The sequence below is a fragment of the Paraburkholderia piptadeniae genome, from assembly GCF_900007165.1.
GTDB classification, from domain to species: Bacteria; Pseudomonadota; Gammaproteobacteria; order Burkholderiales; family Burkholderiaceae; genus Paraburkholderia; species Paraburkholderia piptadeniae.
Window position 1 is genome coordinate 248,875 of record NZ_CYGY02000023.1, and the last position, 13,043, is coordinate 261,917.

A 13,043-nucleotide genomic window follows, 5' to 3' on the forward strand; every position below is an offset into this window, starting at 1 on the left:
CGCCTGCCCTGCCTCGCGTGGCATCATCGCCGTCCGGCAGGCGATGCGGGCGACGCAGCGCGGCCCGCATCGCAACGCCATACTGCGCTTACTTGACGTTCGCGCCAACGACCTGGTCCCACTGCTTCGTCACGACATCCTTCGTCGCGTCCTGTTGCTGCAAGGTCGGGAACACAGCGCTCTTGTATGCGGACGCGGGCGGCAGCTTGTCGAGCAGCGCCTGCGGCACCTTCTTCTGCGAGACCAGCTCGTTGTAGCGGATCGGATGACAATAGCCCGTCAACCAGCCGATCTGGCCTTCGTCCGAATACAGGTATTCCATCCACAGCTTCGCTGCGTTCGGATGCGGCGCGTACGCGCTGATCGCCTGCACGTAGACGCCCGCGACGACACCCGTCTTCGGCACGACCACGTGTACCTTCGGGTTGCCCTTCAGCGTGTCGCGGTCGGCGAGCGCGTTGTAGTCCCAGCGCACGATGATGGGCGTCGTGCCTTGCGCGAGCGAGGCCGCCTTGCCGATCACGGGCACGAAGTTGCCGCTCTTGTTGAGATCGGCGAAGTACTTGAGGCCGGCCTGGCTGGCCTTGTTCGCGTCGCCCTTCGCGATGGAGAGGCCCGCTGCGTACACGCCCTGGATCGCCTGGTTCGCCGAGCGCGGATCGCCCGCGAGCGACACGGCGTTCTTGTAGTCGGCCTTTTGCAGATCGCTCCAGTCGGCCGGGACCTTGTCGATCATGTCCGCGTTCACTTCGAACGCGAGCACGCCGTAGTAGTCGCCGTACCAGTAGCCTTCAGCGTCTTTCGAATCGTCCGGAATCGCTTTCCACGTCGACACCTTGTACGGCTGCAACAGACCTTGCGCCTTTGCAGCGGGACCGAACGAAAGACCGACGTCGATCACGTCGGGCGCTTGCGGACCCTTGTTGCCCTTGTTCGCCTTGATCGCTTCGATCTCGTCGCCGGACCCCGCATCCGGATTCAGCTCGTTGATCTTGATGCCGTACTTCTTCTGGAAGGCTGCGATCATCGGGCCGTAGCCGCACCAGTCGTGCGGCAGCGCGATCACAGTGAGTTGCCCTTCCTGCTTCGCGGCGGCAACGAGCGCATCGGAAGGCGCCGCTACCGCATTGCTCGCGGCGGTCACGCCGGCCAGCGCCGACATCGAAAGCAAACAACGTAACGTGGTCGGTTTCATGGTCTTCTCATCCTCTGCCGAAAATTGCTACGTTAGGAAAACTGGTTATCGCCGTCTGTGTCTCTGCACACTTAGCTGACGACGTCCTCGCCGATCATATCGAGGCGATCGGTACAAATCATGTCGACGCCCCACTTCGCGAGTTCGCGTGCGCGCGCCGGATCGTTCACCGTGTACGCAAGCACGCGCAGCCCGGCGTCGCGCATCGCGCGGACGTTCTGTTGAGTCAGATGCCGGTGGTTCGCATGCAGCGATGCGCACGCGAGTTCGCGCACGATGCGCAGCCAGTCGCGTGGCAGTGCATCGAACAGCATGCCGCACGGCAGCGATGGCACGGCATCGCGCGCGGCTTTCAGCGCGTCGAACGAGAATGAAGAAAGCAGTGGCTTTCGCGCGCGCCACAAGTCCTTCGCGGCGAGGGCGACGAGACGCCCGGTGATCTCGTCGCGGCCTGGACAAGGTTTGATTTCGATGTTGGCAGCGATCGCTTCGCGTTCGCAGCGCGCCGCCACTTGCGCTAGGGTGGGCAGACGTTCGTCCTTGAAGCGCACATCGAACCACGCGCCCGCATCCAGCGATGCGAGTTGTTGCCACGTGTGTTGCGCGGCGGGGCCGCGGCCATTGGTCGTGCGGTTGAGATTGTCGTCGTGCAGCAGAAAGACTTGATTGTCGGAGGAGAGCTTCGCGTCGAACTCGATCATCCTGTAGCCGAAACGGATGCACGCGTCGAAGCCTGCAAGCGTATTCTCCGGCGCGAGCCTGCCGCCGATTCGATGTGCGACGAGCCGTGGATAAGGCCAGTCTGCGGATAGTGCCTGATCGATCCCGTTGCCCATCGTGCATGCCTTCACAATGATCTGATGGAACTGCGGCCTGCGTCGTGCGCCCGTCGATTGCGACGGTGTATCTTATCCTGAGGATCGCGAATGTTTGGTTTGTTTCAAATCGGGTGGAACTGCCTCAGAATGCGAAGGCTAAATTCAAATACCCAAACTTGCAAGCTCCCAAAAAAATACAACCCAAAAGTACACACGTATGGCGTCGTTATGCGCTTTGACATCGCTCCGACACAATGCATTGATAGTCATCCCGTGCATGGAAGCGCGACGGTCGCACAACGTTAAAGAACAGGCGAGGAAGATCACGCATGTGGCAGGAAGATCGTCATCAGAGAATACGCGCGCTGTTATCGACACTCCATCGCGTATCGACGGAGCGCATCATGGCGGACCTGGGTGTATCGCGCGAGACGGTGCGGCGCGACCTGCTCGATCTCGAGGCGCTCGGTGAACTGCGGCGCGTGCATGGCGGCGCGATCAAGCACGCCGACGAAGCGCCCATCGCAGAGCGCGCACAGACGCATGTGAAATCCAAGAAGGCCATCGCAAAGGCCGCGACGAGTGTCGTTGCGAGCGGACAGACGCTCTTCATCGACGCGGGCACGACGACCGCGGCACTCGCCGATGAACTCGCGAAACTCGCGAACCTCACCATCGTCACCAATTCGATCGACGTAGCGCTGAAGATGCGCGGCGCGCCCGAACAGCGCGAATCGTGGGCGAACGAGGTCATTCTGCTGGGCGGTTCAATCAGCGACCGCGCGTTATCGACGGCGGGCGATACGACCATTCTCGACATCCAGCGTTATCGAGCGGACATCGCGCTGCTGTCACCCGTCGGCGTCGACCCAAAGCATGGTGCGACCAACTATGACCGCGCGGAAACGGAGGTCGCGCGCGCGATGGTCGGCAACGCGGACACTGTCGTGATACTAGCGGACTACAGCAAGATCGGTCAGCGCAGCCGCATCGCGTACTGCGCGCCCGAAAAAATCGATCTGCTGATTACCAACCGGAAAGCAGCGGACGTCGCGGCATTTGCGCAATTGAAGCGCAAAGTCGGCAAGGTGATTCTCGCCTGAACTTATACGTGCTCCCGTATGGCCTTGTGTTGCTTGTCTTTGCGCAGTTGTATTTTGTGCGCTTCGAAGATCGCGCATTTGCATGGGTTCACGCACGCAGCGCAATGAACCGTGCCGCAACAAAAAAGCCCGCTGGGAGATGGGAGCGGCGAAAGTGCCTAGTCCGCGTCGAGGGCCTTTGCGCTTTGCGGACGGTTCGATTTTATCGTGAGCAGGCGGTGCCTGCCAGCATGCGCCTACCGTGAGACGTTCTCTTTGACGTCGATGAGAGCGGTTACGGTTCCGGCATTCCCGCCTATGGCGTTCCGGAGAATGTATTCCTTCTTCATTCGCGCGAACGATAGCCCGACCTTTTCAATGCAAGCCTGTCCGCCTGCGAGCGGTTGGACGCGTGAGATCACAACGTCATAGAGGGTAATTCGCATGAACTCGTGGGGGACGCCACCGGCCTTGCGCATCGTCAGCTTCGCTTCCGGAATGTGCTTTCCGGTGAAACAGTGGCGCGCGAGGTTCGGGCTTGCCCGGTCCATCATGTGCGTGAATTCCAGATAGCTGACGCTCGCCTTTGACGCACCGCCACCTGATCCCGACATCATGTTTGATTGCTGCTCAACCTTCCACGTCCAGTCAACCACGTCAATTGCATTCAGGTGCATCGCGTCTTGCGATTCCCCGTCGATACCTTGAATCTTGATGAAATGTCGTTCGACATTGAATTCCCTAATTCGTTAGTAATGCTGCGGTGAACGCACGAAGCGTCGCCATGCGAATATGCTTGCTGGAACAACGATTACCGCAGCCAGCATCAGGTCTATGATGATAAGCACTAGATCGCAAGCATCCTCTATATCCATAGATTCGCGATGGTAGGTTTCTGAAGCGAAGGAGCGGTAGGCTATCCACCTAATCGACGCCTTGAACCATTCCGGCGTGTCGAAGTAGTGGGCAAAGGTGAAGCGGCCAATGGGTATCACCATGAGGATGCACACGCAAAACGTGGCAACACACCAACCGAAGAACGCAAGGCGTTTCATCGCACATCTACCCGGCCATAGGCTTTCATATCGGTGCCCGGTATGGGCATTGTCGCGCCCCTGGCGAGTAGGTAACTACGAAGCCTTTCAAAATCGGCGGGGTTCTTGATGGTGATGCAACCATCGCTCCTGTGATGGGGTCCATCAGGGTGCAGGCGGAAAAGGCCGCGCTTTACCCCGTGTACCATCGTCGCATCGCCCGTATATGTATTCCAGAGCATGAACCACTTACGCCGGTCGGTGGTGCCAATGACGGCTCCGAAATCGTCAAGTACCCACCCGAACCAGCGGCCTGAACTTCTATCCACGATGTAGTAAGTGCCAGGCGGTATCGCGCCCACGCCCACATCGGCTACAAAGTCGGGATTGTTCGTGTCTTTTCCATGGCCCGAATAGGCGTCTACCGAACCGAAGCCCGAGCAGACAAGCGGCGAAGTCTCTTTCCTGTTGAGTGTGTATGTGCAAAACACAGGCATGGTTGTGCGTTCCCTTCATGGGTCAAAACGACAGTTCGTTCCAGTCGTATTTAAAGATCAGATTGCCGTCGATGTAGGGCCATGTAATCGAGGAGTAGCGAAGATCCACGAGCTCAGTATGGTTTTGCGTTTGCTTGGCTTGGTCCTTGAAGGTCAGCATGCGCGGAGAGATTGAAGAGATGCATACGCCCGTCATTGTCATCCTGAAGTATCAACCTCGTTGCCTGCTTCATCGACCCGATACCAGCGCAATATCGCCTCGCCCAATAGCTCGCTTCGTGCGATGGCGCGGTAGAGGATCGGTGATGCCGATCGATTTCCTTTTCGATGCAGAGTGGCCGATGCACCCGCGCTCCCATCAGTCGCCCGGTATGTCCATCGACGTGTGTGCTCATGCCGTGCGCGACGCTCAGGACTTCGATACTGCCATCACCGCCTGAAACTTTGCTATATCGGCTCCGTTTGAATCTTTCAGCCACAGGTGAAGCGGAATTGCCATATCAGAACCTCATAACCCAGTGTGCGAAATTCGCTTCTACGCCGTTATCGCAGGCTTGCAAATAGAACAAATTCATTTGCAACAATCTTTGACATCAATGATGCGGCGCGCATAGCGGGCCACGAAAAGCCGCGCGCGGGTCCATTTGCGGAATGACCCCACCCAGGCGGCGGGGAGCATGTGGGGCTGTGTCGCTATTCAAATCGCAGACGAAAAAAAGCCCGCTTTATTAAGCGGGCTTTTCTGCTTCAACCTGGTGCTACTGCTGCACGCGCTCAGACCACGCCAGCATCATGCGCCTGCACATCGGCGTGATAGCTCGAACGCACCATCGCGCCGACGGCCGCGTGCGTGAAGCCCATCTTGTACGCTTCTTCCTCGTACATCTTGAACGTGTCGGGATGCACATAGGCGCGCACGGGCAGGTGATGCTCCGACGGCTGCAGATACTGGCCGATCGTCAGCATGTCGACATTGTGCTCGCGCAGATCGCGCATCACCTGGAGGATTTCTTCTTCCGTCTCGCCGAGACCGACCATCAGGCCCGACTTGGTTGCGACGTCCGGATGCAGCGCCTTGAAGTCCTTCAGCAGCTTCAGCGAATGCGCGTAGTCCGAACCCGGACGCGCTTCCTTGTACAGGCGCGGCACCGTTTCGAGGTTGTGGTTCATCACATCGGGCGGCGCGGCGTTCAGGATGCCGATCGCGCGATCGAGACGGCCGCGGAAGTCCGGCGTCAGGATTTCGATGCGCGTTTCCGGCGACAGCTCGCGCGTCTTCTGGATGCATTCGACGAAGTGCTCCGCGCCGCCGTCACGCAGATCGTCGCGATCCACGCTCGTGATCACCACGTACTTCAGCTTCAGCGCGGCGATCGTGCGCGCGAGGTTGCCCGGCTCTTCGGGATCGAGCGGATCGGGACGGCCGTGGCCGACGTCGCAGAACGGGCAGCGACGCGTGCACTTGTCGCCCATGATCATGAACGTCGCAGTGCCCTTGCCGAAGCATTCGCCGATGTTCGGACAACTCGCTTCCTCGCACACCGTGTGCAGATTGTGCTCGCGCAGAATCTGCTTGATCTCGTAGAAACGCGAATTGCCCGTCGCCGCCTTCACGCGGATCCAGTCGGGCTTCTTGAGTTTTTCGATCGGAACGATCTTGATCGGAATGCGCGCAGTCTTGGCTTGCGCCTTCTGCTTCGCGGTAGCGTCGTAAGGCGCCGGAGCGGCGTTCGAAGCTGCGGGATTCGCGGTAACGTCAGTCATTCGTTCGTTCCAGTCAGGCGGCGATGGCGCCCGCCTGCGGTTGGCCGACGGCTGCGGGACGGCCGTCGATGTTGGCGATGAGGCTTGCTGCCAGGGTCCGGGCTACGTCGTCCCAGCCGGCGGCGACGCCGAGCGTCGCCATGTCGACTGTTTCCAGCCCCGCGTAACCGCACGGATTGATGGCGAGAAACGGCTGCAGGTCCATCTTCACGTTGAGACTCACACCGTGATAGCTGCAACCGTTGCGGATCTTCAGGCCCAGCGCGGCGATCTTCGCGCCGACGTGCAGCCCTGCATCCGGCTGCTCTGGCGCGACGTAGATACCCGGCGCGCCTGCCTTGCGTTCTCCGGCGAGATTATACGCCGCGAGGGTGTCGATCACGGCCTGCTCGATCCGCGTCACCAGTTCGCGCACCATCAGCTTGCGGCGACGCAAGTCCAGCAGCAGATACGCGACCACCTGGCCGGGACCGTGATACGTGATCTGCCCGCCGCGATCGACCTTGACGAGCGGAATGCCGCTGTCGGCAGCGAGCAGATGCGCGGGATCGCCGGCCTGGCCGAGCGTGAAAACGGGAGAATGTTCGACGAGCCAGATTTCGTCTGACGTTTCGGGCGTGCGAGCGTCGGTGAATGCGCGCATCGCGTCGAAGCTGGCCTGATAGTCCTCGGAACCGCGCCAGCGCACCGTCACCGACTGCGCGGGCCAGGCTCGCGCAGCGGCGTCAGGCTGACTGGAACTCGAAGATACGGGGGACGATGAAACCGGCGTGGCACACATGATTCCGGGAGTTTACCGAAAACCTGCGCGCCTCGCCGGCCCGGAGGACAATAAGCAGGATCGAAGAGCCGTGCGATCAGACGGTGCGCCATCCCGAGCGAAGCCACGCGCCGAAACGTTCGCTGACGCGGGCAAACCAGTTGAGCGCCTTCTCGTCGGCACGCGTCGGCACGAGGAAGGCCACGCGCGCCTGCGTGCCCCGCTCGACCGACAGCCACAGCCGCTCGCCGCGCCGCAGACGCAGCGTCTTGCCCGGTTCGAGCCAGTAATCTTCGACATCGTCGCTGCGCGTCACCCACACCGCGCCGCCCGAGACGGCCAGCCGCGTGCTGCGCGTGACCTTCATCGGAACAGTTTCGCCGGCTACGATTTCAAACGTGATGCTAGAGGAAATTTCTCGCATGATGGCCTCGCCAAAAATCGCTTCATGGCTACAATCGTAGGCGTGGCAAGGGTTTACGCCAAACGATCATTTTTCACGGCTTTGTGAGAAAAATTGCGATGGATCTTCGTCAACTGCCGGCGCTGAACGCGATCAAGGCCTTCGAGGCCGCCGCCCGTCACGAGAGCTTTTCGCGCGCGGCGGACGAACTGTTCGTCACGCACGGCGCCGTGAGCCATCAGATCCGCGCGCTCGAAGAAGAGCTGGGCGTGAAGCTCTTCGTTCGTGACGGCAAGCGCGTGCGGCTCACCGATGTCGGCCGCCGTTATGCCGCGCAGGTGCGCACGGCGCTGATATCGCTTGCGGAAGCCACGCGCGAGATTCGCGCCGGCGACCGCGACCGCCGGCTCGTCGTGTCGATGCTGTCGTCGTTCGCGGCGCGCTGGGTGACGCCGCGCATCGGCAGCTTCATCGAGGCGAATCCGCAGTGGGATCTCGAACTGCTGTCGACCAACGCGCTGACGGATTTCGCCCGCGACGACGTCGATGCCGCGATCCGCTTCGGCTACGGCAACTATCCGGGGCTGCACACTGAGCTGCTGCTCGAGGAAGTGTTTTTCCCCGCCTGCTCGCCGACCTTCAACGGCGGCAATCTGCCGAAAACGCCCGCCGATCTCGCCAACGTGACGCTGCTGCGCTCCGACGACGAACTCTGGCGTCCGTGGTTCGACGCGGCCGGGCTCACCGACTGGTCCGAGCCGAAGCGCGGCGTGCTGTATCAGGATTCGTCGAATCTGCTGCAGGCGGCCATCGACGGCCAGGGCGTCGCGCTGACGCGCCGCTCGCTGGCGATGCACGAAGTCGCGGCGGGGCGGCTCGTGCGGCTTTTCGATATCGACGGCCCGAGCCCGTGGCAATACTTCTTCATCTGCACGCCGCAGTTGCTGCAAACGGCGCGCGTCAAGGCGTTCCGCGACTGGGTGTTCGACGAAGTGGCGCGCTTCAGGAAGCTTTTCGAAAAGGCATGCACCGAAAACGCGATGCGCTCGGCGACGCAGGGGATGCAGGGGATGCAGGGGAATAAAGTGACGCAGAGCGCACCGGACGCATTGCACGTCCAGCTTCCAGCAGCGGCACAGACGGAGCGCTAGCGCGCCACCGCCCGTGCATCAAGACGCTTTACAGCACGACCTTTACCATCGGGTGCCCGGTCAGCGCCCGGTAGATGTCGTCAAGATGCTCGCGGTTCAGCGCGCGCACCGTCACCGTCAGGCCGGTGTAGTTGCCGCCGCTCGACGGCCGCACTTCGATACGCGTCGCGTCGAAACCGCCGTCGAACTGGCGGATCACCTCGACGATCGTCGTCTGGAAATCCGGGTGCGACTTGCCCATTACCTTGATGGGGAAATCGCAGGGAAAATCTATCAATGATTCGTTCACGGGACTCATCCTCGACTCCTTCACTCACCGCACGCAATCACCACATATGATTGCGCGCGGAGAAAAAGCAAGCCGCAGATCTTGTTCTTGTTGCCGGCTTACTTCTTCTTGTTGAACATCAGCATCATCGAATCCCACACGCGGCCGACAATGCCCGCCTGCGGCACAGCCTGCAGCGCGACCAGCGGAACCTGCGCGAGCGTCTTGCCGTCGGCGACGAATTTCACGCTGCCCACCTGCTGGCCTTCCGTGATCGGCGCGATCAGCGGATCGGCATGCTCGACCTGCGGCTTGACCTTGTCGCCCAAGCCCTTCGGCAGCGTGATGTACTGATCGGACTTCACGCCGAGCTTCACCGTATCCTGCGAGCCCTTGTAGACGCGCGGCGTCTCGATGACCTGGCTGGCCTTGTACAGACGCACCGCGTCGTACGCGGAGTAGCCATAGTTCAGCATCTTCAGGCTGTCCTGCACGCGGTCGTGCTCCTTCTGCTCGCCCATCATCACCGTGACGAGACGGCGCGACGCATCGGGCACGCCCGCCAGCGGACGCTTCGCGGTCGCGATCAGGCAGTAGCCAGCCGCCTGCGTGTGGCCCGTCTTCAGGCCGTCGACGGTCGGGTCGATCCACAGCAGACGGTTGCGGTTCGGCTGCTTGATCTTGTTATACGTGAATTCCTTGACCGAGAAGATGTTGTAGTAATCCGGGTAGTCGCGGATCAGTCGCGCGGACAGGATCGCGAGGTCGCCCGCCGTCGTGTAGTGCTGCGCATCGGGCATGCCGTTCACGTCCGAGAAGTGCGTGTGCGTCATGCCGAGCTTTTGCGCTTCCGCGTTCATCAAGTTGACGAACTGCGATTCGCTGCCGCCGACCAGTTCCGCTAGCGCGATCGCCGCGTCGTTACCCGACTGCACGATCATCCCGTAGACGAGGTCGTGCACGGTGACGGGCTTGTTCGCCTCGATGAACATGCGCGATTCATCCGTCTTCACGCGGCGCACCGCTTCGCTCGGATTGATCGTCTGGTCCATCGTGATCTTCTTCGTGGCCAGCGCCTCGAACACCAGATACGCCGTCATCAGCTTGGTCAGCGATGCCGGCTCGACGCGCTCATCCGGATTGCCCGACGCGAGCACCTGGTTGCTGGTTGCATCGACGAGCACCCACGAGCGCGCGTTCACGCCCGGCGGCGGCACCTGCGCGAACGCGCTGCTCGCGACGAGCGCAGCGGGCAGAACGAGCCCCAAGGCCAGCTTGCTGGCGACGGTTTGCGGAATGAAAGAAGCGGAGCTGGAATGGCCGGGGTTCGAAAAGCGCATAGGATCGGTTCGGACAGAAGTATGTTCTGGGTGCGCAAGGGAAGCGCAGTTCGGATGTTCGCGTGATGCCGGATTCGCAGGCGCCGCCGCGCGCAAGCGGTGCGGCGTCGATTTGACTGCTCGTCAGACTATCGGTTCGCGCAGCGCGCCTCGCATCTCGCGCCGAATCCGCCGTCGAAACCTTACGGACAGGCGATTCGATCCACCAGACGGGCAACGCTGCGCCCAAAAAAAGAGCGCTCATTATACAAGCGGCTGCCTGACAATTTGCCTGGAGTTTGTGGTGCCTCAGCGAGTTTTTTCCCGCAATTGCGCGGGTTTTATGACGACAAAGGGCGGCACGCGGCCGCCCTTGTTTCCGATGCGTGAGCGCGCGCGAATCAGCGCCACGCGTCGACGATGATGCGCTTGAGGATATGCAGCTTGCGATGCAGGAAATGCTCGGCGCCCGGAATCACGATGACGGGCAGTTCTTGCGGACGCGCCCAGTCGAAAACGGACTGGATGGGCACGGTATCGTCGGTTTCGCCGTGGATGACGATCGTGTTTTCCGGCACGGGCGCGACGTCCCAGCGGCTCGCCGCCGTGCCGACGAACACCATCCGCTCGATTTCCTTGCCCTCTTCGCGCAGCCGCGCGGCGACGTGCGACAGCACGAACGTGCCGAACGAAAATCCCGCGAGCACCAGCGGTAGATCGGCGAGGCCAGGCTGCGCGCGCATATGGTCGAGCACGGCGAGCAGATCGTCGCGTTCGCCGATGCCGGCGTCGTGCGTGCCTTGCGTTTCACCTACGCCGCGAAAATTCGTGCGGTACGTGACGTAGTTCAGTTGGACCAGCGTGCGCGCGAGCGTCTGCGCAACCTTGTTGTCCATCGAGCCGCCGAACAGCGGATGCGGATGCGCGACGAGCGCAATGCCGCGCGGCGCGGCGTTCGCATCGCGAGTTGCGTCGGGTGCATCGAGCGCGACTTCGATCTTGCCCACCGGGCCGTCGATCAGATACTTCTTCGTTTGTGCATTCATCTTGTGGTGTCGCGGTTGTCGCTATCGGTTCGCGATGTGCATCAACGGTCGATCAGCAGACGCTCGACGATCTTGCCGTTCACGAGGTGCGAATCGACGATCTCGTCGATATCGGATTGATCGACGTACGTGTACCAGACGCCTTCTGGATACACGACGATGGTCGGCCCTTCCTCGCAGCGATCGAGACAGCCGGACTTGTTGATCCGCACCTGGCCGGGACCGGCGAGGCCGAGTTGCTTCACGCGTTTCTTCGCGTACTCCTGCATTTCCTGCGCATTGCAGTTCGCGCAGCACGGACGCGACGCGCCCGGCTCGCGCTGGTTCAGACAGAAAAAGACGTGATACTTGAAGAAAGAATCCATGATGACAGGTGAGTGAAATCCGTTGACGGCGCGCCGCACGCGGATCGGACAGCGCGCCGGGCAGCAGGAGACGAGGTGCTGTCGATTATAGCGACGGGGCTCGAACGCCGCAGATCGCACGGCGATGTCCATACGCGTGACACGGCGATCCGCGATGCGCGAGTCATGCGCGCGAACCTCGCCTTCTCGACAGAAGTGCGTGTTCCGCCGACAGCCCGACCCACACGAGCACCGCATACGGCCACATCCACGCGAGCCAGCGCGCGAGTCCGTTGAAGTGCAGATAGCGCCCTTGCCGCCAGTCGGCGAGCACGACATCGAAATACGGATTGATGGGCAGCAGATTGACGAACACCAGCGAAACGGCGAGCGCCATCACCGCGAGCGCGGCACGCGAGCCGCGCGGCAGCTTCAGCGCCAGCAGCATCGCGACGAAACCGCTTGCGAGGCCGATCAGCGCGCCTGGCGTCGCCCAGTTGAACGCGAGACCCGATTGCGATTGCAGGAACGTCGCGCCCGCCTTGACGACGAGCGTAGCCACGACGAACGCGATCAGGAGCCGCGCGCGCGGTGCCCGCTCGCGCATCGGCAGCGACGCGAGCGCGCCCGCCGCCAGCAGATTGAGCGCGGTGATGATGGCTTCCCACCCATCGTCGGGCAGCCACGATGCGACGAACGCGGGCCACGCCTGCACGTGCCAGGCTGCAGGCGTCCATGCGAGCAGCGCGTCCTGCATCGTCGAATCGAAGCGCAGCCAAAGATCGCGCGGCCACGCGCCGAGGCCGAACAGCAGCGGCGACGGATACATCGTCGCGAACGGCCACAGGCCCGCGAGTCCAATCACGGCCGTGCGATCGCGCTCGAACCACAGAAAACGGATTCGGCGCAGCATCCCGCGATCGAGCAGCGCGCCCGTCAGCGGCGACATCAGCGTCGCGCCGAGCAGCGCGCCGAGCGCATTCGCGGCGAGATCGAGGTTCGACGCGACGCGTGTCGGCAGCCAGGTCTGCACCGCCTCCATCACGCCCGACAGCAGCGTGCCGAGCCCGAACGCGATCGCCACGGCCAGCGCGCCGCGCCAGCGCGGATAGACAGCGAGCACGACAAGCGCACCGAACGGCATGTAGCCGAGCACGTTCGTCACGACATCGAAGGCCGTCAGATACTGCGGAAAGGGATCGAACAGATAGTCGAACGGACCGATGCCGAGCGAGCGCCAGCCCATGAACGGATACCACGATCCATAGACGATGAGTGCCGCATAAAGCGCGAGCGCCTGCCTCGCAAACGCCGACGGCCGGTGCTGCCACGGCTTGTCAGCCATCCGGCGCTCCCATGACC

17 protein-coding genes are annotated in these 13,043 nt (G+C 61.8%); 3 read left to right on the plus strand and 14 right to left on the minus strand.

What is annotated here, in order from left to right:
- Positions 1-88 precede the first annotated feature (88 nt).
- Positions 89-1,195: an ABC transporter substrate-binding protein gene (locus BN2476_RS11150; RefSeq protein ID WP_087734202.1), complete on the minus strand. Its 1,107-nt coding sequence runs from the start codon at positions 1,193-1,195 to the stop codon at positions 89-91.
- A 71-nt stretch (positions 1,196-1,266) separates the two neighbouring features.
- Positions 1,267-2,031 carry a glycerophosphodiester phosphodiesterase gene (ugpQ, locus tag BN2476_RS11155; protein ID WP_087734203.1) on the minus strand — a complete coding sequence of 255 codons (765 nt, stop codon included), beginning with the start codon at positions 2,029-2,031 and terminating at the stop codon, positions 1,267-1,269.
- A 311-nt stretch (positions 2,032-2,342) separates the two neighbouring features.
- Between ugpQ and BN2476_RS11160 the strand changes: the two genes are divergently transcribed.
- A complete protein-coding gene (locus BN2476_RS11160) occupies positions 2,343-3,116 on the plus strand; it encodes a DeoR/GlpR family DNA-binding transcription regulator (protein WP_087734204.1) in 774 nt (257 codons plus the stop codon).
- A 236-nt stretch (positions 3,117-3,352) separates the two neighbouring features.
- On the opposite strand, the gene BN2476_RS11165 is transcribed toward BN2476_RS11160, so the two are convergent.
- From BN2476_RS11165 to BN2476_RS49685, 4 genes are read right to left on the minus strand one after another with little or no spacing between them, the layout of a single operon-like run.
- Positions 3,353-3,841 (minus strand): Hcp family type VI secretion system effector, encoded by a 489-nt coding sequence (locus BN2476_RS11165; RefSeq protein WP_268957894.1) that lies wholly within the window; start codon positions 3,839-3,841, stop codon positions 3,353-3,355.
- A 3-nt stretch (positions 3,842-3,844) separates the two neighbouring features.
- Positions 3,845-4,150: a hypothetical protein gene (locus tag BN2476_RS11170; RefSeq protein ID WP_087734206.1), complete on the minus strand. Its 306-nt coding sequence runs from the start codon at positions 4,148-4,150 to the stop codon at positions 3,845-3,847.
- Complete coding sequence (locus BN2476_RS11175) at positions 4,147-4,626, minus strand: DUF2778 domain-containing protein (protein WP_087734207.1); 480 nt, start codon at positions 4,624-4,626, stop codon at positions 4,147-4,149. The genes BN2476_RS11170 and BN2476_RS11175 overlap by 4 nt, the downstream gene beginning before the upstream one ends.
- Before the next feature lie 22 nt (positions 4,627-4,648).
- Positions 4,649-4,828: an Hcp family type VI secretion system effector gene (locus BN2476_RS49685; protein ID WP_369122647.1), complete on the minus strand. Its 180-nt coding sequence runs from the start codon at positions 4,826-4,828 to the stop codon at positions 4,649-4,651.
- A 103-nt stretch (positions 4,829-4,931) separates the two neighbouring features.
- On the opposite strand from BN2476_RS49685, the gene BN2476_RS50095 reads away from it, so the two are divergent.
- The gene (locus tag BN2476_RS50095) at positions 4,932-5,066 is read left to right on the plus strand and encodes a hypothetical protein (protein WP_268957893.1); all 135 of its coding nucleotides are present in this window, start codon (positions 4,932-4,934) and stop codon (positions 5,064-5,066) included.
- A gap of 334 nt (positions 5,067-5,400) precedes the next feature.
- On the opposite strand, the gene lipA is transcribed toward BN2476_RS50095, so the two are convergent.
- The 3 genes from lipA to BN2476_RS11195 all read right to left on the minus strand — a co-directional run bounded on the left by lipA (position 5,401) and on the right by BN2476_RS11195 (position 7,574).
- Positions 5,401-6,390, minus strand: coding sequence for a lipoyl synthase (lipA, locus tag BN2476_RS11185; protein ID WP_087734208.1), 990 nt, complete (start codon positions 6,388-6,390; stop codon positions 5,401-5,403).
- Between the two features lie 13 nt (positions 6,391-6,403).
- A complete protein-coding gene (gene lipB / locus BN2476_RS11190; RefSeq protein ID WP_087734209.1) occupies positions 6,404-7,171 on the minus strand; it encodes a lipoyl(octanoyl) transferase LipB in 768 nt (255 codons plus the stop codon).
- Positions 7,172-7,247: 76 nt separating this feature from the next.
- Positions 7,248-7,574, minus strand: coding sequence for a DUF2917 domain-containing protein (locus BN2476_RS11195; RefSeq protein WP_087734210.1), 327 nt, complete (start codon positions 7,572-7,574; stop codon positions 7,248-7,250).
- A 98-nt stretch (positions 7,575-7,672) separates the two neighbouring features.
- On the opposite strand from BN2476_RS11195, the gene BN2476_RS11200 reads away from it, so the two are divergent.
- Positions 7,673-8,704: a transcriptional regulator GcvA gene (locus BN2476_RS11200; protein WP_087734211.1), complete on the plus strand. Its 1,032-nt coding sequence runs from the start codon at positions 7,673-7,675 to the stop codon at positions 8,702-8,704.
- 28 nt (positions 8,705-8,732) lie between these two features.
- Here the strand turns inward: BN2476_RS11200 and BN2476_RS11205 are convergent, their stop codons facing one another.
- The 5 genes from BN2476_RS11205 to BN2476_RS11225 all read right to left on the minus strand — a co-directional run bounded on the left by BN2476_RS11205 (position 8,733) and on the right by BN2476_RS11225 (position 13,026).
- Positions 8,733-9,002, minus strand: coding sequence for a DUF493 family protein (locus BN2476_RS11205; RefSeq protein WP_087734212.1), 270 nt, complete (start codon positions 9,000-9,002; stop codon positions 8,733-8,735).
- An 89-nt stretch (positions 9,003-9,091) separates the two neighbouring features.
- The gene (locus tag BN2476_RS11210; RefSeq protein WP_087734213.1) at positions 9,092-10,312 is read right to left on the minus strand and encodes a D-alanyl-D-alanine carboxypeptidase family protein; all 1,221 of its coding nucleotides are present in this window, start codon (positions 10,310-10,312) and stop codon (positions 9,092-9,094) included.
- Positions 10,313-10,692: 380 nt separating this feature from the next.
- Positions 10,693-11,337, minus strand: a complete 645-nt coding sequence (locus BN2476_RS11215) for an alpha/beta hydrolase (RefSeq protein WP_087734214.1) — start codon at positions 11,335-11,337, stop codon at positions 10,693-10,695.
- A gap of 41 nt (positions 11,338-11,378) precedes the next feature.
- Positions 11,379-11,702 (minus strand): (2Fe-2S) ferredoxin domain-containing protein, encoded by a 324-nt coding sequence (locus BN2476_RS11220; RefSeq protein WP_087734330.1) that lies wholly within the window; start codon positions 11,700-11,702, stop codon positions 11,379-11,381.
- A gap of 163 nt (positions 11,703-11,865) precedes the next feature.
- Positions 11,866-13,026 (minus strand): VanZ family protein, encoded by a 1,161-nt coding sequence (locus BN2476_RS11225; RefSeq protein ID WP_087734215.1) that lies wholly within the window; start codon positions 13,024-13,026, stop codon positions 11,866-11,868.
- Positions 13,027-13,043 lie beyond the last annotated feature (17 nt).

What these genes read in the sequence shown, in the direction of transcription:
- lipB (WP_087734209.1), bottom strand. Translation starts at nt 7,171, where the DNA reads ATGTGTGCCACGCCGGTTTCATCGTCCCCCGTATCTTCGAGTTCCAGT.
- BN2476_RS11150 (WP_087734202.1), bottom strand. Translation starts at nt 1,195, where the DNA reads ATGAAACCGACCACGTTACGTTGTTTGCTTTCGATGTCGGCGCTGGCC.
- BN2476_RS49685 (WP_369122647.1), bottom strand. Translation starts at nt 4,828, where the DNA reads ATGACAATGACGGGCGTATGCATCTCTTCAATCTCTCCGCGCATGCTG.
- BN2476_RS11170 (WP_087734206.1), bottom strand. Translation starts at nt 4,150, where the DNA reads ATGAAACGCCTTGCGTTCTTCGGTTGGTGTGTTGCCACGTTTTGCGTG.
- BN2476_RS11175 (WP_087734207.1), bottom strand. Translation starts at nt 4,626, where the DNA reads ATGCCTGTGTTTTGCACATACACACTCAACAGGAAAGAGACTTCGCCG.
- ugpQ (WP_087734203.1), bottom strand. Translation starts at nt 2,031, where the DNA reads ATGGGCAACGGGATCGATCAGGCACTATCCGCAGACTGGCCTTATCCA.
- BN2476_RS50095 (WP_268957893.1), top strand. Translation starts at nt 4,932, where the DNA reads ATGCCGATCGATTTCCTTTTCGATGCAGAGTGGCCGATGCACCCGCGC.
- BN2476_RS11195 (WP_087734210.1), bottom strand. Translation starts at nt 7,574, where the DNA reads ATGCGAGAAATTTCCTCTAGCATCACGTTTGAAATCGTAGCCGGCGAA.
- lipA (WP_087734208.1), bottom strand. Translation starts at nt 6,390, where the DNA reads ATGACTGACGTTACCGCGAATCCCGCAGCTTCGAACGCCGCTCCGGCG.
- BN2476_RS11160 (WP_087734204.1), top strand. Translation starts at nt 2,343, where the DNA reads ATGTGGCAGGAAGATCGTCATCAGAGAATACGCGCGCTGTTATCGACA.
- BN2476_RS11225 (WP_087734215.1), bottom strand. Translation starts at nt 13,026, where the DNA reads ATGGCTGACAAGCCGTGGCAGCACCGGCCGTCGGCGTTTGCGAGGCAG.
- BN2476_RS11205 (WP_087734212.1), bottom strand. Translation starts at nt 9,002, where the DNA reads ATGAGTCCCGTGAACGAATCATTGATAGATTTTCCCTGCGATTTCCCC.
- BN2476_RS11210 (WP_087734213.1), bottom strand. Translation starts at nt 10,312, where the DNA reads ATGCGCTTTTCGAACCCCGGCCATTCCAGCTCCGCTTCTTTCATTCCG.
- BN2476_RS11215 (WP_087734214.1), bottom strand. Translation starts at nt 11,337, where the DNA reads ATGAATGCACAAACGAAGAAGTATCTGATCGACGGCCCGGTGGGCAAG.
- BN2476_RS11220 (WP_087734330.1), bottom strand. Translation starts at nt 11,702, where the DNA reads ATGGATTCTTTCTTCAAGTATCACGTCTTTTTCTGTCTGAACCAGCGC.
- BN2476_RS11200 (WP_087734211.1), top strand. Translation starts at nt 7,673, where the DNA reads ATGGATCTTCGTCAACTGCCGGCGCTGAACGCGATCAAGGCCTTCGAG.